Raw genomic sequence first — 26,843 nt, 5'->3', positions numbered from 1 at the left:
AGGGCGTCTGGTTCCCAGGGCGTGCCGGGACGGGGGCCCGCCGCCGCCCCCTCGGCGGGGGCGGCGGGGCCGCCGTGCGCGTTGCTCCGTACGGGCTGACCGGCCCGGTACGGGCTACTGCGTGAAGAGGCTCCCCGACGCGACGCGCAGGACGAGCTGCGGGGCACCCGAGAGGACGACAGCGGTGATCGCGGTCGCGACGATGGCGGCCGCGACCGGCCAGGGGGCCTTCGTACGGACCGGCGCGCCCTCCGCGGCCGACGCGCCCTCGGGCGCCCGGAAGAGCAGCGCCGTCCAGCGCAGGTAGTAGTACAGGGCGATGACGACGTTGACCGCCATGAGCACGGCCAGCCATCCCAGGCCCGCGTCGACGGCGGACTGGAAGACGGTGACCTTGGCGAAGAGCCCGATGATGCCCGGCGGCAGGCCGGCCAGGCAGAGCAGGAAGAAGGCCAGGGAGAGGGCGGCCAGCGGGCGCTCGGCGTACAGGCCGCGGTAGTCGCTGATCCGGTGGAGCGGCTTCGTACGGGCGACGAGGGCGGCCACGGCGAAGGCGCCGAGGTTCACGGCGGCGTACATCAGGGCGTAGGCGAGGGTGGAGCCGATCTGGTCGCGCTCGGAGTACGCGGCGGCGGCGATCGGGACCAGCAGGTAGCCGGCCTGGCCGACCGAGGACCAGGCGAGCAGCCGTACGGCACTGTTCGGGCGGTCCGCGGACTGGCGCACGGCGGCGGCGTTGCCCAGGGTCATGGTGAGCGCGGCGAGGACGGCGATGGCCGGGCCCCAGATCTGCGAGTACGCCGGGAAGGCGATCACCGTGACGAGGATGAGGCCGGTGAAGCCCACGGCCTTGCCGATCACCGAGAGGTAGCCGGCGATGGGCAGGGGGGCTCCGACGTAGGTGTCGGGGACCCAGAAGTGGAAGGGGACGGCCGCGGTCTTGAACGCGAAGCCGACCAGGGTGAGCGCGACGCCGGCCATGGCGAGGGTGTCGAACTGTCCGGGGACGTCCTCGAGGCGGTCGGCGACCTGGGTGAGGTGCAGCGAGCCGGTGACGGCGTAGACGAAGCTGACGCCCATCAGCGACACGGCGGTGGCGGTGACGGAGGACAGGAAGAACTTCAGGGCGGCCTCGGAGGAGAGCCGGTCGCCGCGCCGCATGCCCACGAGGGCGAAGGCGGGCAGGGACGCGACCTCCAGCGCGACGATCAGGGTGGCCAGGTCGCGGGAGGCGGGCAGCAGGGCGGCGCCGGCCGCGGAGGAGAGCAGCAGGAACCAGTACTCGCCTGCGGGCATCCGCGTGTCGCGCACGGCGGTGACCGACAGGAGCGCGGTGAGTAGGGCTCCGGCCAGCACCAGGAACTGGACGACGACCGTGAAGTGGTCGACGGTGTAGCTGCAGGCCTCCGGATCGGCGGTGAGGCAGAAGGTGGAGCGGCCGTCGGCGCGCAGCGGGATCAGGGTGGCGGTCGCGGCGGCCAGGCCGGCCACCGAGATCCAGCCGAGGGCCGCCTTGTGCCGCTCGGCGACGAAGAGGTCGGCCACGAGGACGACCAGGCCGACGACGGCGGTGATCGCCACGGGCGCGATGGCGAGCCAGTCGACGGACTGAACCAGGCTGGGGCTCTCGGCCGCGAGGACCGTCAGGGCCGTCATGAGTTGCCTCCTGCGAGGAGCTGCTGGACGGCCGGGTCGGTCAGGCCGAGGAGGAGCGCGGGCCACAGGCCGGCGAGGACGGTGAGGGCGACGAGCGGGGTCCAGGCGGCGAACTCGTAGCGGTGGACGTCCGCGACGGCGAGCTCGGGGCCGGCCGCGGGGTCTCCCATGCAGACGCGCCGTACGACGACCAGCAGGTAGGCGGCCGTGAGCAGGGTGCCGAACGCGCCGCCGGCCGTGTACGTGAGGAACGCGGCCCGGGGCAGGCCCTCGGCCGGGTCGAAGGCACCGAAGAGCGCCAGCATCTCGCCCCAGAAGCCGGCGAGGCCGGGCAGGCCCAGGGAGGCGACGGCGGCGAAGGCGAGGAGGGCGCCGAAGCGGGGGGCGCGGCCGTAGAGGGCGGCGCCGGTGGCTCCGGCGAGGGTGTCGAGGTCGGCGGTCCCGTAGCGGTCCTTGAGGGCGCCGACCAGGAAGAAGAGGAGGCCGGTGATCAGGCCGTGGGCGATGTTGGCGAAGAGGGCGCCGTTGACTCCCGTGGGGGTCATGGACGCGATGCCGAGGAGCACGAAGCCCATGTGGCCGACGGAGGAGTAGGCGATGAGCCGCTTGAGGTCGCCCTTGTTCCCCTTGCGGGCCAGTGCGAGGCAGGCGAGCGATCCGTAGACGATGCCGACGACGGCGAAGGCGCCCAGGTAGGGGGCGAAGGTGGCCATGCCGTCGGGGGTGACGGGGAGCAGGATGCGGACGAACCCGTACGTGCCCATCTTGAGCAGGACGCCGGCCAGGAGGACGGATCCGACGGTGGGGGCGGCGGTGTGGGCGTCGGGCAGCCAGCTGTGCAGGGGCCACATCGGGGTCTTCACGGCGAGGCCGGTGCCGATGGCGAGGACGGCCAGGAGCTGCGTGGTGTGCGTCAGTTCGCGGCCGTTGTCAGAGGCGAGTGCCACCATGTCGAATGTGTCCGCCGTCACACCGATGAGGAGGAGGCCGAGCAGCATGACGACGGAGCCGAGGAGCGTGTAGAGGATGAACTTCCAGGCGGCGGCCTGCCGCTGGGCACCGCCCCAGCGGGCGATCAGGAAGTACATCGGGATGAGGACCATCTCGAAGGCGAGGAAGAAGAGCAGCAGGTCGAGGACGGCGAAGGTGGCGAGGGTGCCGGACTCGAGGACGAGGAGCAGCGCGACGAAGGCCTTCGGGGAAGGGCCCGCGGGGAGCTTGAAGTAGCTGTAGAGCGCGCAGAGGAAGAACAGCAGCGCGGTCATCAGGAGGAGGGGGAGCGAAATGCCGTCGACACCGAGGTGGATCCGGACGTCCAGCGCCGGGATCCAGCTGATGTCCGTCGTCGCCTGGAAGCGGGACGGGGCGTCGTGGTCGAAGCCCAGGGTGAGGGCGATCGCCGCGGCGAGGATCACGCCGGTCACGGTCACGCCGTGTCGGAGGACGGCCTGCTCGGGGCTGCGGCCCTTGAGACCGGGCGGGGCCGGCAGGAGGGCCGCGGCGGCTCCGAGGAGCGGTGCGGCCAGCATGAACGCCAGAAGGAACTGCATCACGGACGGGCTGATATCAATCACGGCTGACTCACGGCTCACGATCCGGCGTTGACGTTGGCGAGGACGGCGGTGGCGATCGCCAGGACCACGGCGCCGGCGAGCAGGGCGCTCAGGTAGCTCTGCACGTTGCCGGTCTGGGCGCGGCGTACGAGGCCGCCGAGCAGCCGGGTGCCGCTGCCCGCGCCGCGGACGTAGGTGTCCACGACCTCGCGGTCGAGGAAGCTGACGAGGCGGGCCGCCGCACGGACGGGGCGGACGAACAGCCGGTCGTAGACGGCGTCGAGGTGGAAGCCGTCGGCCGCGTGGCGGTGCAGGGGGCCCAAGAGGGCCCGGCCGGGGTCGGCGGCGGGACCCGCCGGGACGGTGGGGTGCTCGTGGGTGACCTCCGCGACCTCGGGCGTCTCGGCCGCGGACTCGGCGGCCGCGGTGGCCGCGGACACCGTGGCGGCCACGGCGGCCGGCTGCTCGGCGGCGGCCGTGGCGGGTCCGGCCGCGGGGGCCGTGGCGGTCTTGGCCGTGGCGCGCTGCCAGAGGGCGTAGGTGAGCATCGCGCCGATGACGGCGGCGCCCGTGCCGAGGACCGAGGTGGCCACGGTCGGGGTGAGGGCCCTGCCGTCGAACCAGTCGGCGATCGAGTCGGCCGCGAGGCCGAAGGCGACCGACGGGACGGCCAGCAGCCACAGCACGCCCGTCATGGCGAAGGGCTCCTTGCCGTGGTCGGGGGCGGCTGCGCCCCGGCCGCGGAAGGCCATCAGCCACAGCCGGGCGGCGTAGGCGGCGGTGAGCAGGGCGGTGAGCACGCCGGCGATCAGCACCAGCCAGCCGGCGGCGCTGGGAGCGAGGTCGGAGTGGCCGGTGGCGGTCTGCTCGGCGGCGACGAGGACGGCTTCCTTGGAGAAGAAGCCGGCGAAGGGCGGGATGGCGGCGAGCGCGAGAAGCGCGATCGTCATCGTCCAGAAGGCGTCGGGAATGCGCTTGGCCAGGCCGTCCATTCGGGACATGGCGGCCAGGGAGTTCGTACCGGCGGCGTGGATGATCACGCCCGCGCCGAGGAAGAGGAGCGCCTTGAAGGCGCCGTGGGACAGGAGGTGGAAGACGGCGGCGCCGCGGTCGCCGACGGCCAGGGCGCCGGTCATGTAGGCGAGCTGGCCGATCGTGGAGTAGGCGAGGACCCGCTTGATGTCGTCCTGGGCGAGGGCGGCGAGGGCGGAGCCGACCATCGTGACGGCCGCCATGACGGCCATGACGATCAGTGCGGCGGCGGAGGCCGCGAAGACGGGCAGGAGGCGGGCGATGAAGTAGACACCGGCGGCGACCATCGTCGCGGCGTGGATGAGCGCGGAGACGGGGGTGGGGCCGGCCATGGCGTCGGGGAGCCAGGTGTGCAGCGGGAACTGCGCGGACTTGCCCGCGACTCCGGCGAGCAGGAGGAGCGCGATCAGCGTCGGGTGGTCGAGTCCGCCGGCGGCGACGGTCCCGAGGATCTTGGTGATCCGGAAGGAGCCGGCGTCGGTGGCGAGCGCGAACAGGCCGATCAGGAAGGGGACGTCACCGAGCTTGGTGACGAGGAAGGCCTTCAGGGAGGCGGAGCGGGCCGCTTCGGTCTCCCAGTAGTGGCCGACCAGGAAGTACGAGCAGATGCCCATGACTTCCCAGCCGACGAGCAGCACCATCAGGTCGCCGGAGTAGACGACGAGCAGCATGGCGGAGGTGAAGAGCGAGACGAGGGCGGCGTACGACGGGTAGCGCGGGTCCTCGCGGAGGTACGCCGTCGAGTAGAGCTGAACGCAGGTGGCGACGACCCCGACCAGGACGGCGACCAGGGCGGCGAAGCCGTCGATGTAGAGCGAGAGGTCGATCGGCACCGAGCCGGTCGGGGTCAGCTCGGTCGCGGTGCTGATGGGCTGCCCGCCGCCCTGGCGGACGGCGACGGTGACGGCCAGTACGGCGGCGGCGAGCGTCGGCAGGATCGCGAGCGGGCGGACGAATCCGGGGGCGCTGCGGCCGAGCAGCAGTCCCGCGACCGCGCCCAGGAAGGGGAGCAGCGGGACGAGGACGGCGAGGGTCGTGGTGCTCACGCGGCGACCTCCGGCCGGGCGGTGCCGGTGCTGTCGCCGGCGTTGTTCGGGTGGGGCTCGTGGCCCTCGGAGGTGTCGCGCAGGCGGTCGACGTCCGAGGTGCCCCGGTTGCGGTAGACCATCAGCACGATCGCGAGGCCGATGCCGATCTCGGCGGCGGCGATGGCGATGGTGAAGAGGGTGAGGGCCTGGCCGGCGTGCAGGGTGTCGCGCAGCCATACGTCGAAGGCCACCAGGTTGAGGTTGACGGCGTTGAGCATCAGCTCGACGGACATCAGGACCAGGATGGCGTTGCGGCGGGCGAGCACTCCGTACAGGCCCGTGCAGAAGAGGAGCGCCGCTAGCACGGCGGGGTAGGCGAGGTGCATCAGCGCTGTCCCTTGTCACTGGCGTCTGCGGGGTCGTTGCGGCGGGACAGCACGATGGCGCCGATCAGGGCGGCGAGGAGGAGGACGGAGAGCGCCTCGAAGGGCAGCACCCAGTGCTGGAAGAGGATCTCGCCGGAGACCTTCGTGGAGCCCTGGACCGGCCCGTCGAGGTCGATCCAGGTGGTGCGGAAGGCGTCGACGACCACCCAGACCAGGGCGACGGCCGCGACGGCGGCGACGCCGAGCGCGACCACGCGGTTGCCGGAGTCGGCGTCCGGGGAGCGGCCGATGGGGGCCTTGGTGAGCATCAGCCCGAAGAGGAGGAGGACGACCACGGAACCGAGGTAGATCAGGACCTGGACCCAGGCGATGAACTCGGCGGTCAGCAGCAGGTACTCGACGGCGATGCCGCCCAGCGTGACGACCAGCCAGAGGGCGGCGTGGACCAGCTGCTTGGTGGTGACCGTGACGAGGGCCGCGCCGAAGGTGGCGAGGCCCACGAGGAGGAACACGATCTCGACGCCGGTCGGGGACAGGAACCCGGGCCCGGTGGTGGCGGCTGCGGCCAGGGTGGCGGCGGGGGTCACGCGTCTGACTCCGGGGTCGGGGTGGTCGGCGGTTCGGTCTCGGCGGCCTGGGCGGCGGCTTCGGCGGCCGCCGAGGCGGCGGCGGCTGCCGCTTCGGCCTTCTCCACGGCCTTGCGGGCGGCGGCGATCTCCTTGGGCTCCTCGGCGGCCGGGTCCAGGGCGGGCGGGGCCGGGACGGTCCACATCCACTCGCGGAGTTTGTCGCGCTCGTGGGTCAGCTCGTGGATGTCGGTCTCCGCGTACTCGAACTCCGGCGACCAGAAGAGGGCGTCGAAGGGGCACACCTCGATGCAGATGCCGCAGTACATGCAGAGGGAGAAGTCGATGGCGAAGCGGTCGAGGACGTTGCGGCTGCGCTCGCGGCCGCCGGGGGTGGAGGCGGGGACCGTCTCCTTGTGGGAGTCGATGTAGATGCACCAGTCGGGGCACTCACGGGCGCACAGCATGCACACCGTGCAGTTCTCCTCGAACAGGCCGATGACCCCGCGGGAGCGGGGCGGGAGTTCGGGCTGGACCTCGGGGTACTGGGCCGTGTGAGAGCGCTTCGTCATCGTGCGCAGCGTGACGGCCAGGCCCTTGGCGAGGCCGGATCCGGGGATGGGCATTACTGGATCGCCACCTTCACGATGCCGGTGAGCGCGATCTGGGCGAGCGCGAGCGGGATGAGTGTGGTCCAGGCGAGCTTCTGGAGCTGGTCCTCGCGCAGGCGCGGGTAGCTCACGCGGAGCCAGATCACGACGAAGGCGAGGACCGCGGTCTTGAGCAGGGTCCAGACCCAGCCGAGGCCGTCGGCGCCGAAGGGGCCGTGCCAGCCGCCGAGGAAGAGGACGGTGGTGAGGAAGCAGAGGACGACGATGCCGGCGTACTCGGCGAGCAGGAACAGCGCGAAGCGCAGGCCGGTGTACTCGGTGTACGCGCCGAAGATGATCTCTGAGTCGGCGACGGGCATGTCGAAGGGGGGCCGCTGCAGTTCGGCGAGGCCGGCGGTGAAGAAGACGAGCGCGCCGACGATCTGCCAGGGCAGCCACCACCACTGGAAGCCCTCGACGATGCCGGTGAGGGAGACCGTCCCGGCGGCCATCGCGACGGACGCGGCGGCCAGCAGCATGGGGAGCTCGTAGGCGAGCAGCTGCGCGGCGGTGCGCAGGCCGCCGAGCAGGGAGAACTTGTTCGCGGAGGCCCAGCCGGCCATGAGGGAGCCGAGGACCCCGACGCCCATGACGGCGAGCACGAAGAACAGGCCGGCGTCGATGACCTGGCCGACCGCCCCCTCGCCCGGGCCGATCGGGATGGCGAGGAGGACGAGGAGGTACGGCAGCAGGGCGACGGCGGGGGCCAGCTGGAAGATCCGGCGGTCGGCGTTGGCCGGGACGACGTCTTCCTTCTGCGCGAACTTCACGCCGTCGGCGACGAGCTGCGCCCAGCCGTGGAAGCCGCCGGCGTACATGGGGCCGAGGCGGCCCTGCATGTGGGCCATCACCTTGTGCTCGGTCTGCCCGACGACGAGCGGGAGCACGAGGAAGACGGCGAAGACGACGATCAGCCGCAGGGCGACGTCGAGGACGTCGTTCACGCGTCGCCTCCGTTGTCGGTGGTGGGGCGGGTCTCGGGATGGGTCCCGGGGTCCTTGGGTTCCGGTGCGGGCCCGGCTCCCGGCTCGGCCTTCGGTGCGGCCGCGGGGGATGCGCCGGGCTCGGCCTTCGGAGCCGGTTCGCGGGCCGGCTCTTCGAAGGCGGGCTTCGGGTCGTGCCAGGGGGCGTCGGAGCTGCGGGGTGCGGTGCGGCGCGCCGGACGCGCCGCCTCACCCGCGCCGGCAGCGGCGCCTGCGGCCTGGCCGGCCGCGCCGCCGTCGGAAGCCGGGGCCTGGCTCGCGGAGCCGTCGGCCGCCGAGCGGGTACGGCGCGGCGGGCGGGCCGCGGCTTCCGTGTCCGGGGCGTCCGGGGCGGGCGCCTCCGCGGCCTGGCTCGCGGAGCCGTCGGCCGCCGAGCGGGTACGACGGGCCGGGCGGGCGGGGGCTTCCGGAGCCTCCGCGGCCGGAACGGCCGCGGAGGGGGCGGCCGCGGACGGGGCGGCCGTCTCGGCTGCCTGGCTCGCCGAGCCTTCCGCGACCGAGCGGCTGCGGCGCGGCGGGCGGGCCGGGGTCTCCGGGGTGGCGGCTTCGACGGCCTGGGTGGCCGAGCCCTCGGCGACCGAACGGGTCCGGCGGACGGGGCCGCCCTCGCGCGGGGTACGGGCGGCGGCGCCCGCCGTTCCGGCGGCGCGCGGGGTGCGGGCCGGACGGGCCGGGGCCGGCGGAAGCTGGCCCTTCATGGGGCCCCAGTCGTTGGGGTCCGGCACGCCGGGCGGCAGCATCTGACGGCGCTTCGGGGCGTCCGGGTCGTGGGCCTCACCCGGCTCCTTGGCCCCCGGCCAGGCCTTCGCGACGCGCGCGGCCAGCACGAAGTCCTTGCGCAGCGGGTGCCCCTCGAAGTTCTCCGGGAGGAGGAGGTGCACCAGGTGCGGGTGGTCGGTGAAGGTGATCCCGAACATCTCGAACGTCTCGCGCTCGTGCCATTCCGCCCCCGCGTAGACGGCGACCGCCGACGGCAGGGAGGGGGCGCTGTGCGGGACGGTCGTGCGCAGCAGGAGGCGGCGTACGCGGCGGTTCTCCAGCGAGGCGACGTGCGCGCAGACCCGGAAGCCGGTTCCGGGCTCGTCCACCGCGCTCAGCCAGTCGAAGTACGTGCAGCCCAGCTTGTCCCGGGCGATCTCCAGGGAGGAGATCCAGCTGCCGACGGGCACGTCCACCGTGAGGACGTCGTACGAGAGCTCGGCGAGGGCCTCGGCGCCGAAGACCGTCGGCGCGGCGTCGGGGAGGGAGTCGTAGAGGTTCACGCGCCGGCCCCCCCGGTGGGCGCGGGCGGGGGCGTGACCAGGCCGCTGGTCAGCTGGGAGACGGAGGGCCCCGAGGCGTAGCGCTCGGCCAGCGACTCCCGGGCGATCTTCTCCTGGAGCTTGAGGATGCCCTGGAGGAGCGCTTCCGGGCGCGGCGGGCAGCCGGGCACGTAGACGTCGACGGGGATGATCTGGTCGACGCCCTTGGTCACCGAGTACGAGTCCCAGTACGGGCCGCCGCAGTTGGAGCAGGCGCCGAAGGAGATGACGTACTTCGGCTCCGGCATCTGCTCGTAGAGCCGCTTGACGGCGGGGGCCATCTTGTCCGTGACGGTGCCCGAGACGATCATCAGGTCGGCCTGGCGCGGACCCGGTGCGAAGGGGATGACGCCGAGGCGGATGAAGTCGTGCCGGGCCATCGACGCGGCGATGAACTCGATCGCGCAGCAGGCGAGGCCGAAGTTGAAGACCCACAGGCTGTACCGGCGGCCCCAGTTCAGGACCACCTTCATCGGTTCCGGGGCCAGACGGGAGAGGACTCCGAGGCGCTTGGGCTCCGGGAGCAGCTCCGGCTGAGGTGTCACGTCCATTCGAGGACGCCCTTCTTGTACGCATAGAGCAGGCCGACGGCCAGGAAGCCCAGGAAGACGAACATCTCGACCAGGGTCGTGGCGCCGTAGCCGGCGGCGGCGAACACCGTCGCCCACGGGAACAGGAAGATCGAGTCGACGGCGAAGATGACGTAGAGGAAGGCGTAGACGTAGTAGCGGACCTGGGTGTGCGCCCAGCCCTCGCCGACGGGGTCCACGCCGCACTCGTACGTCAGCAGCTTCTCGCGGGTCGGGACGACGGGCCGCAGGAGGCGGCCCGCTCCGAAGGCGACGGCCACGAAGAGCACACCGAGGGCCGCCAGCAGACCGACGACCGAATAACTCCGGAAGTAGTCCGCCGCGAGCACGGTTACGGTCGATACCGTTGGTTCGGACACGTCCGTTCCTCGCTCCTCGGTCACTGTCGACTATCTGGTACGGACGGGAGTCTAGGGCCTGCCTCACACGGGGTGGGGTTATCCCCCGTTCACAGCACCCCGGACACCCCATGGCATCGGGGGACCCGGCTTGACAGGCTGTGGCGCATGACCACGAGCCATGTCATCCCCGACAACGATCGGCCTCCTCCCGTGCGGCCCGTATTCAGTGCCGTCACATGGAAGGAAATCGCCCATCTGGTGACCAACCTGCCAGAGGGGATCATCGGATTCGTTTACGCGGTTGTCATGGTTTCCACCACGGGCGGTCTTTCCGTGACCGCGATCGGACTTCCTTTGCTGGCGGTCGGTCTCTTTCTGTCTCGGCAATGGGGACGGCTGGAGCGGGCCCGGGCGCGATGGCTGCTGGGCGTACGGGTGGAGGAGCCGACCCCGATCCCCGGGCCGCGTCGGTCCGGCGGGTTCTTCCCCTGGCTGTGGACGAGCATCAAGGATCCGGTCGGCTGGCGGACCGTGCTCTACCAGCTGATCCGGCTGCCCTGGGGGGTACTCACCTTCACGGTAGTCCTGACCGGCCTGTTCGTGCTGTGGCCGGTGCTGCCGTATCTGGTGCGGCTGCTGGCGAACGCGGACCGGGCGATGGCACGGGGCCTGTTGTCCCCCTCCGACGGCCTGGAACGGCGGATCGCGGAGCTGGAGTCCGACCGGGGCGTGGTGGTCGACACCGCGGCGGCGGACCTGCGGCGCATCGAACGGGATCTGCACGACGGGGCGCAGGCGCGGCTGGTCGCGCTGGCGATGGGGCTGGGCCTGGCGAAGGAGAAGCTGCTGGAGGACCCGGAGGGCGCGGCGGCGATGGTCGACGAGGCCCACGGGGAGGTGAAGCTGGCCCTCCAGGAGCTGCGGGACCTGGCGCGCGGGATCCACCCGGCGGTGCTGACCGACCGGGGGCTGGACGCGGCGCTGTCGTCGGTGGCGGCGCGGTGCGTGGTGCCGGTGAAGGTGCTGGTCGACCTGCCGTCGGGGCAGGAGGCCCGGCCGGCGGAGGCGATCGAGGGGATCGCGTACTTCGTGGTGTCCGAGCTGCTGCAGAACGTGAGCAAGCACGCGAGGGCGCGGGGCGCGACCGTGGAGGTGTGGCGGGCGGGGGCCCGGCTGGTCATCCGGGTGTCGGACGACGGACGGGGCGGAGCGGATACGTCCGGCGGGAGCGGGCTGGCGGGGCTGGCGGAGCGGCTCGATGCGGTGGACGGGGTGCTGGTGGTGGACTCCCCCGAGGGGGAGGGGACGGTGGTGACGGCGGAGCTGCCGTGGCGTGACCGCCGCTGAGGTCTCGCCGCGCCGCGGCCGGGCTGGGTGGCTGACTGGCTGGCTGGCTGATTTTGCGGGACTCCCGTCCGGGTGGGCGGGAGTCCCGTTCGTCTGCCGGGCACGGCACCGTTTCCTGGGGCGCCACCCCAGACCCCGCGCCTCAAACGCCGGCGGGGCTGAATGGTGCGGCGGGCTCCGGAAGATCGGGCCACGGCCCCGGCACGCCCGGAGGGAGCGGGCGCTGCCCCAGACCCCGCGCCTCCAACGCCGGCGGGGCTGGGCTGGGCGGCGGGGCTGGGTCGCTCGGGGCTGCGGGGTGGGGTTAACCCCCGGGTGGAGATGCCTACTCGCCGCATGGTCTCGGGGTGGGGGCGGGGGCGAGGGTGGGGCGTAGTCGAGGAGCGGAAGGGCGGGTCGGGAGATGGACGACGGCAAGGGCAGGCGTGGCGGTGCCGGGGCGGTGCTGTGGGCCCCGGTGGCGGGCCGGACCTGGCGGGAGTTCGCGTACCTGCTGGTCGGGCTGCCGCTGAGCACGCTGTACTTCTCGCTCGCCATCACGGGCGTGAGCCTCGGCGCCGGGCTGCTCGTCACCTTCCTCGGCGTGCCGGTCCTGGCGGGCGCCCTCGCGATGTGCCGTGGGTTCGGGCGGCTGGAGCGGGCCCGGGTGCGCGCGCTGCTGGGGGCGGACATCGCCGAGCCGGCGCCGATCCGGGCGAAGAAGAGCGGGCCGCTGGCCGCCGTGGGCGCGGTGCTCAAGAGCGGGAGCGCCTGGCGGCACCTGCTGTACTCGGTGATCCACTTCCCGTGGGCAGTGTTCGGTTTCTGCCTGGCACTGACGTTCTGGGCGGCCGGCTGGGCGTACCTGCTGTATCCGCTGTGGTTCTGGGTCTTCCCGGCGTACACCGATCAGCCCGGGCTCCAGCTCTTCCAGAACGGCGACTACTCCTTCTACCTCGACTCCCCCGGCGAGATCGCCCTCACGTGCCTGATCGGACTGGCCTTCACCCTCGCCACCCCGTGGGTGATCCGGGCGCTGACCACCGTCGACCGGGTCATGGTCGGCGGTCTGCTCGGGGCGTCCCGGCTGGACAGCAGGGTCAGCGAGCTGGAGTCCGACCGGGGGGTCGTCGTGGACACCGCCGCCGCCGACCTGCGTCGCATCGAACGGGACCTGCACGACGGCGCGCAGGCCCGGCTGGTCTCGCTGGCCATGGACCTGGGGATGGCCCGGGAGAAGCTGGCCGAGGACCCGCGGGCGGCCGCCCGCATGGTGGACGAGGCGCACGGCGAGGTGAAGATCGCCCTGCAGGAGCTGCGGGACCTGGCCCGCGGGATCCACCCGGCGGTGCTGACCGACCGGGGACTGGACGCGGCGCTGTCGGCGGTGGCAGCGCGGTGCGCCGTGCCGGTACGGGTGGCCGTGGACCTCCCGGCCCGGCCGGCCGCGGCGATCGAGGGGATCGCGTACTTCACGGTCTCGGAGCTGCTGCAGAACATCAGCAAGCACGCCGGGGCCCGGTCCGCCTCGGTGGACGTGTGGAAGTCCGGGGGGCGGCTGCTGCTGCAGGTCGCCGACGACGGCCGGGGCGGGGCGGACGCTTCCGACGGGAGCGGGCTGGCCGGGCTCGCCGAGCGGCTGGACGCCGTGGACGGGGTGCTGGTCGTCGACTCCCCGGACGGTGGAGGGACGACGGTGACCGCCGAGCTGCCGTGGCGGGCGTAGGCCCGCGGCAGCCCCGGCGAGCCCGCGGCAGCCCGGGCCGGCCCGGGGCGCCGGGACCCCCGTCCGGGTGGGCGGGGGTCCCGTTCGTGCGTCCGGCTCGGCGCCGCTTCCCCGAGCGCCGCGCCGCACGCCGCGCCGCAAACGCCGGCGGGGCTGAAACGGCGCGGCCCCGTCCCCGCCGAACGCAGGGCCGCGCACGCCGGCGGGGCCGGAATTGCCGGCGTCGGCCGCGATAGACCGCGATAGATCCGGACTCTGGGCTTCCATCCGCTCGGCTTGCGAAAACTCGCCCCCGTACGCCCATGTGTTCTCCCGGCTCTGCCTTCACCGGGACTTAAGGCTGGGATGCTTGGCTGGGTCGGGCGGTACGGGAACGAGTGATGCGGGAGCTGCTGAGTCGTGGAAGACAGGGTGCGGGTGGTCATCGCCGAGGATTCAGTGCTGCTGCGCGAGGGCCTGACCCGGTTGCTGACCGACCGGGGGCATGACGTCGTGGCGGGCGTCGGGGACGCGGAAGCCCTGATCAAGACGGTGGCGGAGCTGGCTGCCGAGGATGCGCTGCCGGACGTGGTGGTGGCGGACGTGCGGATGCCGCCGACGCACACCGACGAGGGCGTACGGGCCGCCGTACGGCTGCGTCGCGATCACCCCGGGATAGGCGTGCTCGTGCTGTCGCAGTACGTGGAGGAGCAGTACGCCACCGAGCTCCTGGCCGGTTCCAGTACCGGAGTGGGATATCTGCTCAAGGACCGGGTGGCCGAGGTGCGGGAGTTCCTTGACGCGGTGGTCCGGGTGGCCCGGGGCGGTACGGCCCTGGACCCCGAGGTCGTCGCCCAGCTGCTCGGGCGCAGCCGGAAGCAGGACGTGCTGGCGGGTCTGACGCCGCGCGAGCGCGAGGTGCTCGGGCTGATGGCCGAGGGCCGTACGAATTCCGCCGTGGCGAAGCAGCTGGTCGTGAGCGACGGAGCGGTGGAGAAGCACGTCAGCAACATCTTCATGAAACTGGGCCTCTCGCCGAGTGACGGGGATCACCGGCGGGTTCTGGCCGTTCTCACCTACCTGAAATCTTGATCGACTGACACTCTGTCAGATACGGCATACCGGTCGGGTCGTCTCAAGGGGCGGTCCTACGGTCCAGAATGTGGTCGCTCCTGGGGGCCTGATCCCTACCGTCGTAGGGTGGGTTATGGGGGTGCTCACGCCTCGAAGGAGGTCCAGTTCAGTGACCAGCCAGGTCAGCAGCCCAGCCGAGCAGGCCGACGGGGCCGGGGGTGCGGTTGTCGGTGGACAGCGCATTCCGGGGAGTCCGGACGGCAAGGAAGTACGGCGTCTCGATCGGGTGATCATCCGGTTCGCGGGTGACTCCGGTGACGGTATGCAGCTCACCGGTGACCGGTTCACCTCGGAGACGGCGTCGTTCGGGAACGACCTGTCGACGCTGCCTAACTTCCCGGCCGAGATCCGCGCCCCCGCCGGCACCCTGCCGGGTGTGTCCTCCTTCCAGCTCCACTTCGCCGACCACGACATCCTCACCCCCGGCGACGCGCCGAACGTGCTGGTGGCGATGAACCCGGCCGCCCTGAAGGCGAACATCGCCGACGTGCCGCGCGGCGCGGAGATCATCGTCAACACGGACGAGTTCACCAAGCGCCCCATGGCCAAGGTCGGGTACGAGACCTCGCCGCTGGAGGACGGCTCGCTGGCCGCCTACAACCTGCACCCGGTGCCGCTGACCACGCTGACGGTGGAGGCGCTGAAGGACTTCGGGCTCTCCCGCAAGGAGGCCGAGCGCAGCAAGAACATGTTCGCGCTGGGCCTGCTGTCGTGGATGTACCACCGGCCCACCGAGGCCACGGAGAGCTTCCTGCGGCAGAAGTTCGCGAAGAAGCCCGAGATCGCCGAGGCGAACATCGTGGCGTTCCGCGCCGGTTGGAACTTCGGGGAGACGACGGAGGACTTCGCGGTCTCCTACGAGGTGGCGCCGGCGACCCAGGCCTTCCCCACCGGCACCTACCGCAACATCTCCGGGAACCTTGCCCTCTCCTACGGCCTCATCGCCGCGAGCCAGCAGGCCGATCTGCCCCTCTACCTGGGCTCCTACCCCATCACCCCGGCCTCGGACATCCTGCACGAGCTGTCGAAGCACAAGAACTTCGGCGTGCGGACCTTCCAGGCCGAGGACGAGATCGCCGGCATCGGGGCGGCCCTCGGCGCGGCCTTCGGCGGGGCGCTCGGGGTCACCACCACCTCCGGCCCCGGCGTGGCGCTCAAGTCGGAGACGATCGGTCTCGCGGTGTCGCTGGAACTCCCTCTGCTGATCGTGGACATCCAGCGCGGCGGCCCCTCCACCGGCCTGCCGACGAAGACCGAGCAGGCGGACCTCCTCCAGGCCATGTACGGCCGCAACGGCGAGGCGCCCGTCCCCATCGTGGCGCCGCGGACCCCGGCGGACTGCTTCGACGCCGCCCTCGACGCGGCCCGGATCGCGCTGACCTACCGGACGCCGGTCTTCCTGCTCTCCGACGGCTACCTCGCCAACGGCTCCGAGCCGTGGCGGATCCCGGAGGTCGCGGACCTGCCGGACCTGAAGGTCAAGTTCGCCGCCGCCACGAACCACACGCTCGCCGACGGCACCGAGGTCTTCTGGCCCTACAAGCGGGATCCGCAGACGCTGGCCCGGCCCTGGGCGGTCCCCGGCACCCCCGGCCTGGAGCACCGCATCGGCGGCATCGAGAAGCAGGACGGCACGGGCAACATCTCGTACGACCCGGCCAACCACGACTTCATGGTGCGCACCCGCCAGGCCAAGGTCGACGGCATCGAGGTGCCCGAACTCGATGTCGACGACCCGGGCGGCGCCACCACCCTGGTCCTCGGCTGGGGTTCCACCTACGGCCCCATCACCGCCGCGGTCCGCCGGGTCAGGGGCGCCGGGCTGTCCGTCGCCCAGGCCCACCTGCGCCACCTCAACCCCTTCCCCAGGAATCTCGGCGAGGTCCTGGAGCGTTACGAGAAGGTAGTGGTGCCGGAGATGAACCTCGGGCAGCTCGCCACCCTGATCCGGGCGAAATACCTGGTCGACGCCCAGTCGTACAACCAGGTCAACGGAATGCCGTTCAAGGCCGAGCAGCTCGCCAAGGTCCTCAAGGAGGCCATCGATGACTGAGGTGACGGAGGCGACCGACGGGGCGCGGACCCTGCTCTCGCTGGTACCCAAGGCCGAGAGCAAGCAGTCGATGAAGGACTTCAAGTCGGACCAGGAGGTCCGCTGGTGCCCGGGCTGCGGTGACTACGCCGTGCTCGCCGCGGTCCAGGGCTTCATGCCCGAGCTGGGACTGGCGAAGGAGAACATCGTCTTCGTCTCCGGCATCGGATGCTCCTCCCGCTTCCCGTACTACATGAACACCTACGGGATGCACTCGATCCACGGCCGGGCCCCCGCCATCGCGACGGGCCTCGCCACCTCCCGCCGCGACCTGTCGGTGTGGGTGGTCACGGGTGACGGCGACGCGCTCTCCATCGGCGGCAACCACCTCATCCACGCGCTGCGCCGCAACGTCAACCTGAAGATCCTGCTCTTCAACAACCGGATCTACGGGCTGACCAAGGGCCAGTACTCCCCCACCTCCGAGGTCGGCAAGATCACCAAGTCGACACCGATGGGCTCGCTCGACGCGCCCTTCAACCCGGTGTCGCTGGCGATCGGCGCCGAGGCCTCCTTCGTCGCCCGCACCGTCGACTCCGACCGCAAGCACCTCACCGAGGTGCTGCGCCAGGCGGCCGACCACCAGGGCACGGCGCTCGTCGAGATCTACCAGAACTGCAACATCTTCAACGACGGCGCCTTCGAGGTCCTCAAGGACAGGGACCGGGCGCGCGAGGCGGTGATCAGGCTGGAGCACGGCCGGCCGATCCGGTTCGGCGCGGACGACGAGAAGGGCGTCGTGCGCAACCAGGCCACCGGGGACCTGGAGGTCGTCGACGTGACCCCCGCCAACGAGGGGCAGGTCTTGGTCCACGACGCCCGGACCGCCAGCCCCACCACGGCGTTCGCGCTCTCCCGCCTCGCCGACCCGGACACCCTGCACCGGACCCCGATCGGTGTCTTCCGCAGCGTCGAGCGGCCGGTCTACGACACGCTCATGGCCGACCAGCTCGACGCGGCCGTCGACCGCAGCGGCAAGGGAGACCTCGGCGCGCTGCTGAACGGCAACGACACCTGGACCGTCGTCGGCTGACCCACCCGCGCGACACGGCCGCCGGAAGCCCGGGCCCCTCATGGGCCCGGGCTTCGGCATGAGCGGCCCGCCCACCTGGCCACCACCCCCCGTACAGCGCTTTCCAAAAGTTAGCGCTTACCGTAGGCTGGCGCTGTCGCCCAACGAGGAGAGCACTCATGAGCATCGTCGTCACCGCCGCCACCGGAGCCCTCGGCCGTCTCGTCGTCGGGGAACTGCTGGAACGGGTCCCCGCCGACCGCGTCGCCGTCGTCGTCCGCAACGAGGAGAAGGCCGCCGGCCTGGCCGCCCTGGGAATCGAGGTGCGCGTCGCCGACTACGACGACCCGGCGGCTCTGGCCCGCGCCTTCGAGCCCGGCGACCGGGTGCTGCTGATCTCCGGCAACGAGATCGGGCGGCGCGTCGCCCAGCACACCGCCGTGATCGACGCCGCCAAGGCGGCGGGTGTGGCGCAGCTGGCCTACACCGGCATCCTCGGCGGCCCGGAGGCCGACTTCGAGCTCGCCGCCGAGCACACCGCCACCGAGCGGGCCGTCCTCGGCTCCGGACTCCCCTACACCTTCCTGCGCAACGGCTGGTACCACGAGAACTACACCCGCGAGCTGCCGGCCGTCCTCGGGCACGGAGCGGTCGTGGGCAGCTCGGGCCAGGGCCGGGTCGCCTCGGCGGCACGCGCCGACTACGCGGCCGCCGCGGCCGTGGTGCTCACCGGCGAGGGGCACCTGAACCAGATCTACGAACTCTCCGGCGACGCCGCGTGGAGCCTCGGGGAGTACGCGGCCGAGGTGTCTGCGCTCAGCGGCAAGGAGATCGCGTACACCGAGGTCCCGGCGGACGAGCACCTGCGGATCCTGACGGGCGCCGGGGTGCCCGAGGGCTTCGCGGCGATCATCGTCGACGTGGACGCGGCGATCGCACGGGGCCGGCTGGCGGGCACCAGCGGGGACCTGGCCCGGCTGATCGGGCGCCCGACGACCCCGGTCGCCGCGGCGATCGGCGCCGCGCTGGCCTGACCTGGGCGGACTCGGGCGGCTCCCGTTCGGCTCCCGGCGGTTCCCGAGCGGCCAGCACCTCCGTACGGGCATGGGCGCACAGAAAGGTGTCATGAGTATCTCGCAATGACGGGCATGACATCCGGGCCGTGCGGCGATACCGTCGTGAAATTGGCCGGAAGTCGCACAGGAGGTCCCGTGAAGGCAGGGAACGAGCAGCGCGCGGGTTTGCTCTACGGATTCGGCGCTTACGGGATGTGGGGGCTGGTGCCCCTCTTCTGGCCGCTCCTGATGCCCGCCGGGGCCGTCGAGATCCTCGCCCACCGCATGACCTGGTCCCTGGCCGTGGTCGGCCTGGCACTGCTCGCGGTACGCCGCTGGGGCTGGATACGGGAGCTGCTGCGCCGGCCGCGCAAGCTCGGCCTGACCGCGCTGGCCGCTTCGGTGATCAGCGTGAACTGGGGCCTGTACATCTGGTCGGTCAACAACGGCCACGTCGTCGAGTCGAGCCTCGGCTACTTCATCAACCCGCTGGTCAGCATCGCCATGGGCGTGCTGGTGCTGGGCGAGCGGCTGCGCCGCGTGCAGTGGGTGGCCGTCGGCATCAGCTTCGCCGCCGTGCTCGTGCTCGCCGTCGGCTACGGACGGCCGCCGTGGATCTCGCTGGTCCTGGCGTGCTCCTTCGCGACGTACGGGCTGATCAAGAAGAAGCTCAACATGGGTGGGCTGGAGTCGCTGGCCGCCGAGACGGCCATGCTGTTCCTCCCGGCCCTCGGCTACCTGCTGTGGCTGGGCGCGCAGGGCCGGTCCAGCTTCACCTCGCAGGGCGCCGGCCACGCGCTGCTGCTGGCCGCGACCGGACTGGTCACGGCGATCCCGCTGGTGTTCTTCGGGGCCGCCGCCATCCGGGTCCCGCTGTCCACCCTGGGGTTGCTGCAGTACATGGCCCCGGTGTTCCAGTTCGGGCTCGGCGTCCTGTACTTCCACGAGGCCATGCCGCCCGAGCGCTGGGCCGGCTTCTCCCTGGTGTGGGCCGCGCTGGCCCTCCTGACCTGGGACGCGCTGCGGACGGCGCGGCGCTCCCGTGCCCGACTGGAGGCGGTTCCCGTGGTCGCCCCGGCACCGGCCCGCGAACCCGCGTAGCGCCGCCCGGCAGGGCGCGCACCGGCACACGCCCCGGGCCCCACGATCCCCGGTACGGAACCCCCGTACCGGGGATCGTCCGTTTTCCGAACTGCCCTGACCGAATTATGGTCTTGACGGACAGTCACATTCTCGCCGACCATCAGGCTCGCACTGACGCACTAACGCTCACCTGCTCTATCTCGCTCGTTCCGTCATATCCCCAGCGGAATCCCGGAGCCCCCACATGAGCCTGTCCGTCTCCCGGCGCCTCGCTGCCGTGACCGCTCTCGCGGTCGCCGGCCTGTTCGCCTCCGCCGCCCCCGCCGCCCTCGCCGCCCCCACGGCGGTCGCCGCGGCGCCGACCCCGCCCGACATCCCAGTGGCCAACGTCAAGGCCCACCTGGCGCAGCTCTCGACCATCGCCGCCAACAACGGCGGCAACCGCGCCCACGGCCGGGCCGGCTACAAGGCCTCGATCGACTACGTGAAGGCCAAGCTCGACGCCGCGGGCTTCACCACGACGCTGCAGACCTTCACCTCCAGCGGCGCCACCGGCTACAACCTGATCGCCGACTGGCCGGGCGGCGACCCCAACTCGGTCCTGATGGCCGGCGCGCACCTCGACTCCGTCACCTCGGGCGCGGGCATCAACGACAACGGCTCCGGCAGCGCAGCCGTCCTGGAAACGGCCCTCGCCGTCTCCAGGGCCGGGCTGCAGCCCACCAAGCACCTGCGCTTCGGCTGGTGGGGCGCGGAGGAGCTGGGGCTGGTCGGGTCGAAGTACTACGTCAACAACCTGCCGGCGGCCGAGCGGGCCAAGTTCGCCGGGTACCTGAACTTCGACATGATCGGCTCGCCCAACCCGGGCTACTTCGTCTACGACGACGACCCGACGATCGAGCAGACCTTCAAGAACTACTACGCGGGCATCGGCGTCCCCACCGAGATCGAGACCGAGGGCGACGGCCGCTCCGACCACGCCTCCTTCAAGAACGTGGGCATACCGGTCGGCGGCCTGTTCACCGGGGCCAGCAACACCAAGTCCTCCGCGCAGGCGCAGAAGTGGGGCGGCACCGCCGGCCAGTCCTTCGACCGCTGCTACCACTCCTCCTGCGACAACACCGCGAACATCAACGACACCGCCCTGGACCGCAACGCCGACGCCATCGCCTACGCGATCTGGAACCTGGGCGCCTCCACCCCGGTTCCGCCGGGCCCGTCCTTCGAGAACACCGCGGACGTGACCATCCCGGACTCCCCCGCCGCGGCGGTCACCTCGCCGATCACGGTCTCGGGCGTCACGGGCAACGCGCCGGCCACCACCAAGGTGGACGTGAACATCGTCCACACCTACCGCGGTGACCTGGTGGTCGACCTGCTCGCCCCCGACGGCACGGTCTACAGCCTGCACAACCGCTCCGGCGGCAGCGCCGACAACCTCGTGCAGTCGTACACCGTCAACGCCTCCAGCGAGGTCGCGAACGGCGTCTGGAAGCTGCGGGTCAAGGACTCGGCCGCGCAGGACGTCGGCTACATCAACAGCTGGAAGATCACCTTCTAGCCGACCCGGGGCCCGGCCCCGGCCTCTCTCCAGGGCTCCGGCACGATCCACCCGGATCGCTGCCGGAGCTCAGGCGTCCTCGGCGCGGGCGGCCTGCGACGAGGCCTCCAGCGGCTCCCTGATCCGGGCCCGCAGCTCCTCGGCCACGGCCGCGATGTCCGCGCGGCCCAGCTTCGCCGCCTCGACCAGGTCGCCGAGCTCCTCCGGCGAGGGCAGCTTCGCGGCCCCGGCCACGCGCAGGTACGAGCGGGTCGCCGCAGCCGCGTAGAACTCGTTCATCGGTGATTCCAGCGCCGGGCAGACCGCGAGGGTGTGCAGAAACGCGGCGGCCCGCCACGCGGTGTCCGGGGCGGGCTGTTCTGGCACCAGGACCAGGTCGTTCTGGTGCCGGGCGACCGCGGCGGCCACCCCGGAGGGATCCCACACCGCGGGATCTGAGGGGAGATGGTGGGCCAGAGCGGTCCAGGCCCACTCCATGGTGATCTTCAATTGCCGAACCGCTCCTGGAAGTAGCCCCAGTGATCGGCGAACTCCTCTATGCCGGAGAGGAAGTTCTTCCGGTCCTCGTCGAGTTCGCGCTCCGTGACCTCTGTGATCAGAGCGGTGACCGTCGTCCCCAGTGCCGCCGCGCGCGCCTTGAGGCGCTCGTGGAACTCTTCGTCCAGGCGGATGGTGACGTGTCTCGACATGCCAACACCGTACAGCGGACGCGCTGTACGGGCAGTGACAACGACGCAAGGGTGGGCAGGGACACAGTCCCCGCCCACCCTCGGCGCTCACCGCACGGTGCGGCTACTTGTTGGCGTCGGCCGCCTTCACCAGCGAGTCCTTGGTGACCGCGCCGGCGTAGACCTTGCCGTCGTCGGTGACCAGGACGTTGAACAGGCGGGTCGACAGGACCCGGCCCTCACCGAACTTCCCGTTGACCTTGTCCCCCAGGGAGTCGAGGAACTGCTTGGCCTCCTTGGGGGCGTTCTTGTCGTTCTCCAGGTCCTTGAGGCTCTTGCCGGCGCCGGAGTCGATGCGCGCGATCGTCGCCCAGCCCTCGCCGAGCACCTTCACGTCGCCCTTGCCCCCCGGACCGCCGGCCAGGCCGTCCAGGCCCGGGAAGGACTCCAGCGCCTTGAACGCGCCGTCCTTGCCGCCCTTGCCGTGCCCGTCCGCGCCCTCGGTCACCTTGGCGCCCTTGGGCGGGGTGAAGGCGAAGGTGTCGGCGGCCGGCTTGGCGAAGTCCACCTTGGTGAAGCCGGCGTCCACGATCGGCTTGCCGCCCTGCGCCGAGAGCAGCTGCACGCGCAGCGGCACGCCGTTCTTGGCGTCCACCGCGATCTGCACCGATCCGACCGTCGAGCCGGCCTGCTTGGGCTTGAGCACCAGCTGGTAGGCGTCCCGGCCGGCCACCTGAGCGGTCTCGCCCACGCTGACGTCCGTGGTGGGACCGGCGGCCGCGAGGATCTCCTCGGCGAGCTTCTGGGGGGAGGCGGTCAGCCGGTCACCGGTCTTGTGCTCCTTGCCCTCGCCCTTGCCCGCCTTGTCCGCCGGGGACGCCTTCCCGTGGAAGACCTCGTTCGACTTGGAGTCGTAGCCCCACACGTCGTTGCCGTTGTGGATGAGGCTGTACTCGTCCTTGCCGTCCAGGAAGGTGAGCCGCTGGCGGTCCTCGCCGTCGGCCGCCACGCGGAAGGTGTGGGTGCCGTTCGCCAGCTGCGCGACCTTGTCCTCCGGGTTCGCCGAGCCGCCCGCGACACCGCCGCCGCCGAGGAGCCCGGAGGCGATCTTCGGCAGGCCCAGGTCGGTGCTGATCTTCGCCGTCCCCGACAGCTGCTCCACGTCCGAGGCGGCGACCTTCTCGATCAGCTGCTGCGCCGTCACCTTGGGCAGGTCGGGCCCGCCGGCGTTGGCGAAGGCCGGGACCATCGCCACGGTCGCCGCGGCGACACCCGCCACCGCGACCGGTACGGCGTACCGTGCGACCTTGCGAGAAGTCTTCGTGTTCGCTGCCATGTCAGTGCCCTGCCCTCTGTGTCGACTGCGGCGATCCGCGTGTCGCCGCGCTCACCCGATCCGGTGGGGTTGATGACTCCATCTGACCAAAACGGCGGCGTCGGGGCGTCAGTCCCCGGAAGCAACTGGGCGTACGACCGTGGGATGACACGGAACGGGCCCTCCTCCCCCGACCCGTAGGGGTCGGCGGGCGGAGGGCCCGTACGGCGGCGTCGGGCGCGCCCGCCCGCCCGCGGTCGTCAGCCGGCGCGGTGCACCACCGCGTCACACAGCTCCTCCAGAGCCGCCTTCGCGAAGCACTCGGGCAGCGGTGCGAGCGTGGCGCGCGCGTCCTCCGCGTACCGGACGGTGTCGCGCCGGGCCTGCTCCAGGGCAGGGTGCGCCCGCAGCCGGGTGAGCACCTCGGCGTGGCGGGCGTCATCCGTCAGGTCGCCGTCCAGCAGCGTGACGAGCTCCAGGTCCTCCGCGCGGCCGTCCCTCGCGGCCATCTCGCGCAGCCGCAGCACGGGCAGCGTCGGGATGCCCTCGCGCAGGTCGGTACCCGGGGTCTTGCCGGACTCGTGCGCGTCGGAGGCGATGTCGAGGACGTCGTCGGCGAGCTGGAAGGCGGTGCCGAGCCGCTCCCCGTACTGGGTCAGGATGTCGACGACCGACTCGTCGGCACCGGACATCAGCGCGCCGAAGCGGCCGGAGACCGCGATCAGCGAGCCGGTCTTGCCGGCGATGACGTCGAGGTAGTGGGCGACGGGGTCGCGGCCGTCGCGCGGCCCGGCCGTCTCCAGGATCTGGCCCGTGACGAGCCGCTCGAAGGCCTCGGCCTGGATGCGGACGGCCTCGGGCCCGAGGTCGGCCAGGATGTGCGAGGCACGGGCGAAGAGGAAGTCACCCGTCAGGACGGCCACCGAGTTGCCCCAGCGGGCGTTGGCGCTCTCCACGCCGCGGCGTACGTCGGCCTCGTCCATGACGTCGTCGTGGTAGAGCGTCGCCAGGTGGGTGAGCTCCACGACCACGGCGGACGGGACGATCCCGGGCGCGTAGGGGTCGCCAAAACGGGACGCGAGCATGACGAGCAGCGGCCGGAACCGCTTGCCCCCGGCCCGCACCAGGTGCTGTGCGGCCTCGGTGATGAAGGGGACTTCGCTCTTGGTGGCTTCCAGCAGACCCGCCTCGACGGCGGCCAGTCCGGCCTGGACATCGGTCTCAAGAGCCTGGTCCCGCACGCTCAGTCCGAACGGCCCGACGACGGTCACGAGGGGTACTCCTGTCTGCTGACGATCACGCTGACGATCACATGGATTGTCGATGTGTCGCTGCCATCACTCAAGCCAGCGTATCGGGTCCGTTTTCGATCACCGAGAGGGCCTTCCCGGCCACCCTCCCCACACTGCCCGATGAGCACCGGTATGTTCGGGAGGAGCCGAAAGACCCGGAGAGTACGTTTTGCGCAGAACCGTGACCGAGACGGACGAGCCCTCGGATCCGGCGGCCGAACAGCCGCCGCCCCGGGACGATTACGTCTGCCCGCCACCGCCACCGGCCGGCTCGGCGCGAGCACAAGAGTCGGCACTGGGGCTTTGCCGCCGTCGTGCTCGCCACCCTTTCGGCGGTCGCCGGGTGCCTGACGATGGGCTTCGGCTTCCCCGCCGGCCGGCACGCCTCGGCGCCCGGCGTCTTCGAGGCGCGCCGGCCAACGGCATCCAGGCCCAGGTGGTCAAGGTCTACGGCCACGGCTGCGGCCGAGGCGATTGGTGGCAGAACCAATGATCATCCGCACCGAGTTCCCGTACGGCACCACGCACGAGGATGTCCGGATCCCGCTCCCCGACGGAGTGGAGCTGTACGCCCGGATCTGGCGCCCCGTGACCGACGAGCCCGTCCCGGCCCTGCTGGAGTACCTCCCCCACCGGCTCACCGACTGGACCGCGCCGCGCGACTGGCAGCGCCATCCCTGGTACGCGGGCCACGGCTACGCCTCCGTACGGGTCGACGTGCGCGGGCACGGGTGCAGCGGCGGCCTGCCGGGCGACGAGTACGACGCCCGCGAGCTCGCCGACGGGGTCGCGGTGGTGGAGTGGCTGGCGGCGCAGGAGTGGTGCACGGGGTCGGTGGGGATGTTCGGGATCTCGTGGGGCGGGTGCAACTCCCTCCAGATCGCCGCCCTCGCCCCCGAACCGCTCAAGGCGGTCGTCACCGTCTGCTCGACGGACGACCGCTACGACAACGACGGGCACTACATGGGCGGCTCGGTGCTCGCCGTGGACCTGCACGCGTGGGCGGCGACCATGCTGGCCTTCGCCTCCCGGCCGCCGGACCCGCACTATGCCGGTGACGGCTGGCGCGCCCAGTGGCTGGACCGGCTGGCGGCAGTGGAACCGCTGATCCACACCTGGCTCTCGCACCAGACCCGCGACGCCTACTGGCGCCACGGCAGCGTCTGCGAGGACTACGGGGCGATCGGTGCGGCCGTGCTCGCGGTCGGCGGCTGGCACGATCCGTCCCGGGACACCGTGCTGCGGCTGGTCGAGCACCTGCCGTCCGCACGCGTACGGGGCCTGATCGGCCCCTGGTCGCACCAGTACCCGGACCGCGGGCTTGCGCCGGGACCCGCGATCGGCTTCCTCCAGGAGACCCTGCGCTGGTGGGACCACTGGCTGAAGGGGGCCGACAACGGGGTGACGGACGAGCCGCTGCTCCGTGCCTGGATCAGCGACGCCCACCCGCCGGCGACGGTCTACGAGGAGCTGCCGGGGCGCTGGGTCGGCGAGAAGGCCTGGCCCTCGCCGACCGTGATCCCCGTCCCGTACGTGTTCCAGGGCGGGCCGGTGGCCGTCGCCTCCCCGCAGCACACCGGGCTGGACGCGGGCCGCTTCCTCCCCTTCGGCAACGACGCCGACCTGCCGCCGGACCAGCGGGAGGAGGACGCGAAGTCGGCCTGCTTCGAGTTCCCGGTGGGCGGCGGGGAGCCGGTGGAGATCCTGGGCCGACCGTCGGTGACCCTGCGGCTGCGGCTCGACGTGCCCTACGGGCAGGTCGTGGCCCGGCTGTGCGACGTCGCCCCGGACGGCTCCTCGACGCTGGTCACGCGGGGCGCGCTGAACCTCTCCGCCCGCCAGGGCCGGGACCGGGCCGTGCCGTGGCCGGTGGGCTCGTACGAGGACGTCACCTTCGAGCTGAACGGCATCGGCCACGCCTTCACACCGGGGCACCGGATCCGCCTCGCGGTGTCCTCCGCGTACTGGCCGTGGATCTGGCCGCGGGCCGGGTCCGGGGCCGGCTGGACGCTGGACCCGGCGGGCAGCTCGGTGACCCTGCCGGTGCGGGCGGTCTCCCCGGCCGGGGAGGCCGGGATCGTCTTCGAGCCGCCGGAGCAGGCGACGCCGCTGGGCGTCTCGTTCCCGGCGACCCTGGACGAGCCGCGCCCGGAGCGGCTGGTCGTACGGGACGTCGCGCGCGGGACCTGGCGGCTGGAGGTGGACCCGCGCCACGGGGGCACCCGGGTCTACCCGGACGGCCTGGAGTACGCCGAGGACGCCACCGAGGTGTACGAGATCCAGGACGGGGACCCGCTGTCGGCCCGAACCCGCTCGCAGTGGCGGATCCGGCTCCACCGGCCGGACTCGGGCTGGGACGCGCGGGTGGAGACCACCTCGGAGATCTCCTGCGACGAGGGCGGCTTCCTGACGACGAACGAGGTGGTGTGCCGGGAGGGGGAGGAGGTGGTCTTCCACCGCACGTGGGAACGCCGCCTCCCGCGTGCGGCGGGCTGAGCGCGCCGGAAGCCCGCG

23 protein-coding genes are annotated in these 26,843 nt (G+C 72.0%); 9 read left to right on the top strand and 14 right to left on the bottom strand.

Annotated features, from left to right (window positions below; all coding sequences use genetic code 11):
• Nucleotides 1–114: 114 nt before the first annotated feature.
• The 10 genes from AB0F82_RS08145 to AB0F82_RS08100 are packed head-to-tail and all read right to left on the bottom strand — an operon-like array spanning nucleotide 115 to nucleotide 10,104.
• Nucleotides 115–1,656, bottom strand: coding sequence for an NADH-quinone oxidoreductase subunit N (locus AB0F82_RS08145; protein ID WP_362625014.1), 1,542 nt, complete (start codon nucleotides 1,654–1,656; stop codon nucleotides 115–117).
• Nucleotides 1,653–3,206, bottom strand: coding sequence for a complex I subunit 4 family protein (locus AB0F82_RS08140; protein WP_362625326.1), 1,554 nt, complete (start codon nucleotides 3,204–3,206; stop codon nucleotides 1,653–1,655). The genes AB0F82_RS08145 and AB0F82_RS08140 overlap by 4 nt, the downstream gene beginning before the upstream one ends.
• A gap of 38 nt (nucleotides 3,207–3,244) precedes the next feature.
• The gene (locus AB0F82_RS08135) at nucleotides 3,245–5,287 is read right to left on the bottom strand and encodes an NADH-quinone oxidoreductase subunit 5 family protein (RefSeq protein ID WP_362625012.1); all 2,043 of its coding nucleotides are present in this window, start codon (nucleotides 5,285–5,287) and stop codon (nucleotides 3,245–3,247) included.
• The gene (gene nuoK, locus AB0F82_RS08130; protein WP_356812058.1) at nucleotides 5,284–5,655 is read right to left on the bottom strand and encodes an NADH-quinone oxidoreductase subunit NuoK; all 372 of its coding nucleotides are present in this window, start codon (nucleotides 5,653–5,655) and stop codon (nucleotides 5,284–5,286) included. Before nuoK ends, AB0F82_RS08135 begins: the two co-directional genes overlap by 4 nt.
• Nucleotides 5,655–6,242, bottom strand: a complete 588-nt coding sequence (locus AB0F82_RS08125; RefSeq protein ID WP_436842054.1) for an NADH-quinone oxidoreductase subunit J family protein — start codon at nucleotides 6,240–6,242, stop codon at nucleotides 5,655–5,657. The genes nuoK and AB0F82_RS08125 overlap by 1 nt, the downstream gene beginning before the upstream one ends.
• Nucleotides 6,239–6,847 carry a NuoI/complex I 23 kDa subunit family protein gene (locus AB0F82_RS08120; protein WP_356812057.1) on the bottom strand — a complete coding sequence of 203 codons (609 nt, stop codon included), beginning with the start codon at nucleotides 6,845–6,847 and terminating at the stop codon, nucleotides 6,239–6,241. Before AB0F82_RS08120 ends, AB0F82_RS08125 begins: the two co-directional genes overlap by 4 nt.
• A complete protein-coding gene (locus AB0F82_RS08115) occupies nucleotides 6,847–7,815 on the bottom strand; it encodes a complex I subunit 1/NuoH family protein (protein ID WP_356812056.1) in 969 nt (322 codons plus the stop codon). Before AB0F82_RS08115 ends, AB0F82_RS08120 begins: the two co-directional genes overlap by 1 nt.
• A complete protein-coding gene (locus AB0F82_RS08110; protein ID WP_362625009.1) occupies nucleotides 7,812–9,116 on the bottom strand; it encodes an NADH-quinone oxidoreductase subunit C in 1,305 nt (434 codons plus the stop codon). Before AB0F82_RS08110 ends, AB0F82_RS08115 begins: the two co-directional genes overlap by 4 nt.
• On the bottom strand, nucleotides 9,113–9,706 hold the full coding sequence (locus AB0F82_RS08105; protein WP_030653517.1) for an NADH-quinone oxidoreductase subunit B: 594 nt from the start codon (nucleotides 9,704–9,706) through the stop codon (nucleotides 9,113–9,115). Before AB0F82_RS08105 ends, AB0F82_RS08110 begins: the two co-directional genes overlap by 4 nt.
• Nucleotides 9,697–10,104: an NADH-quinone oxidoreductase subunit A gene (locus AB0F82_RS08100; protein WP_030037398.1), complete on the bottom strand. Its 408-nt coding sequence runs from the start codon at nucleotides 10,102–10,104 to the stop codon at nucleotides 9,697–9,699. The genes AB0F82_RS08105 and AB0F82_RS08100 overlap by 10 nt, the downstream gene beginning before the upstream one ends.
• Nucleotides 10,105–10,251: 147 nt before the next feature.
• On the opposite strand from AB0F82_RS08100, the gene AB0F82_RS08095 reads away from it, so the two are divergent.
• The 8 genes from AB0F82_RS08095 to AB0F82_RS08060 all read left to right on the top strand — a co-directional run bounded on the left by AB0F82_RS08095 (nucleotide 10,252) and on the right by AB0F82_RS08060 (nucleotide 21,054).
• Entirely contained in the window at nucleotides 10,252–11,433 is a 1,182-nt protein-coding gene (locus AB0F82_RS08095; protein ID WP_356812053.1) for a sensor histidine kinase, read from the top strand.
• Nucleotides 11,434–11,836: 403 nt separating this feature from the next.
• Nucleotides 11,837–13,138 carry a sensor histidine kinase gene (locus tag AB0F82_RS08090; protein ID WP_362625006.1) on the top strand — a complete coding sequence of 434 codons (1,302 nt, stop codon included), beginning with the start codon at nucleotides 11,837–11,839 and terminating at the stop codon, nucleotides 13,136–13,138.
• Nucleotides 13,139–13,549: 411 nt separating this feature from the next.
• Nucleotides 13,550–14,209 (top strand): response regulator transcription factor, encoded by a 660-nt coding sequence (locus AB0F82_RS08085; RefSeq protein ID WP_030026962.1) that lies wholly within the window; start codon nucleotides 13,550–13,552, stop codon nucleotides 14,207–14,209.
• A gap of 151 nt (nucleotides 14,210–14,360) precedes the next feature.
• Nucleotides 14,361–16,304: a 2-oxoacid:acceptor oxidoreductase subunit alpha gene (locus tag AB0F82_RS08080; RefSeq protein WP_362625004.1), complete on the top strand. Its 1,944-nt coding sequence runs from the start codon at nucleotides 14,361–14,363 to the stop codon at nucleotides 16,302–16,304.
• Complete coding sequence (locus AB0F82_RS08075) at nucleotides 16,297–17,376, top strand: 2-oxoacid:ferredoxin oxidoreductase subunit beta (protein ID WP_356812050.1); 1,080 nt, start codon at nucleotides 16,297–16,299, stop codon at nucleotides 17,374–17,376. The genes AB0F82_RS08080 and AB0F82_RS08075 overlap by 8 nt, the downstream gene beginning before the upstream one ends.
• A 158-nt stretch (nucleotides 17,377–17,534) precedes the next feature.
• Nucleotides 17,535–18,389, top strand: coding sequence for an SDR family oxidoreductase (locus AB0F82_RS08070; RefSeq protein WP_362625002.1), 855 nt, complete (start codon nucleotides 17,535–17,537; stop codon nucleotides 18,387–18,389).
• Nucleotides 18,390–18,566: 177 nt separating this feature from the next.
• A complete protein-coding gene (gene rarD, locus AB0F82_RS08065) occupies nucleotides 18,567–19,511 on the top strand; it encodes an EamA family transporter RarD (protein ID WP_362625001.1) in 945 nt (314 codons plus the stop codon).
• Between the two features lie 226 nt (nucleotides 19,512–19,737).
• Nucleotides 19,738–21,054: a M28 family metallopeptidase gene (locus AB0F82_RS08060; RefSeq protein ID WP_362625000.1), complete on the top strand. Its 1,317-nt coding sequence runs from the start codon at nucleotides 19,738–19,740 to the stop codon at nucleotides 21,052–21,054.
• 69 nt (nucleotides 21,055–21,123) lie between these two features.
• Here the strand turns inward: AB0F82_RS08060 and AB0F82_RS08055 are convergent, their stop codons facing one another.
• The 4 genes from AB0F82_RS08055 to AB0F82_RS08040 all read right to left on the bottom strand — a co-directional run bounded on the left by AB0F82_RS08055 (nucleotide 21,124) and on the right by AB0F82_RS08040 (nucleotide 24,308).
• Complete coding sequence (locus AB0F82_RS08055; RefSeq protein ID WP_356812046.1) at nucleotides 21,124–21,543, bottom strand: hypothetical protein; 420 nt, start codon at nucleotides 21,541–21,543, stop codon at nucleotides 21,124–21,126.
• On the bottom strand, nucleotides 21,540–21,743 hold the full coding sequence (locus tag AB0F82_RS08050; RefSeq protein WP_225884906.1) for a ribbon-helix-helix domain-containing protein: 204 nt from the start codon (nucleotides 21,741–21,743) through the stop codon (nucleotides 21,540–21,542). Before AB0F82_RS08050 ends, AB0F82_RS08055 begins: the two co-directional genes overlap by 4 nt.
• Nucleotides 21,744–21,846: 103 nt before the next feature.
• Nucleotides 21,847–23,058 carry a LolA family protein gene (locus AB0F82_RS08045; RefSeq protein ID WP_362624998.1) on the bottom strand — a complete coding sequence of 404 codons (1,212 nt, stop codon included), beginning with the start codon at nucleotides 23,056–23,058 and terminating at the stop codon, nucleotides 21,847–21,849.
• A 239-nt stretch (nucleotides 23,059–23,297) separates the two neighbouring features.
• Nucleotides 23,298–24,308: a polyprenyl synthetase family protein gene (locus AB0F82_RS08040; RefSeq protein ID WP_356812044.1), complete on the bottom strand. Its 1,011-nt coding sequence runs from the start codon at nucleotides 24,306–24,308 to the stop codon at nucleotides 23,298–23,300.
• A 510-nt stretch (nucleotides 24,309–24,818) separates the two neighbouring features.
• Between AB0F82_RS08040 and AB0F82_RS08035 the strand changes: the two genes are divergently transcribed.
• The gene (locus AB0F82_RS08035; protein WP_362624996.1) at nucleotides 24,819–26,825 is read left to right on the top strand and encodes a CocE/NonD family hydrolase; all 2,007 of its coding nucleotides are present in this window, start codon (nucleotides 24,819–24,821) and stop codon (nucleotides 26,823–26,825) included.
• The last annotated feature ends 18 nt before the right edge of the window (nucleotides 26,826–26,843 follow it).

It is taken from the genome of Streptomyces virginiae, assembly GCF_040638905.1.
Lineage (GTDB): Bacteria > Actinomycetota > Actinomycetes > Streptomycetales > Streptomycetaceae > Streptomyces > Streptomyces virginiae_B.
The sequence above is the reverse complement of the archived record's forward strand: the minus strand, read 5'-3'. Positions and strand labels throughout refer to the sequence as shown.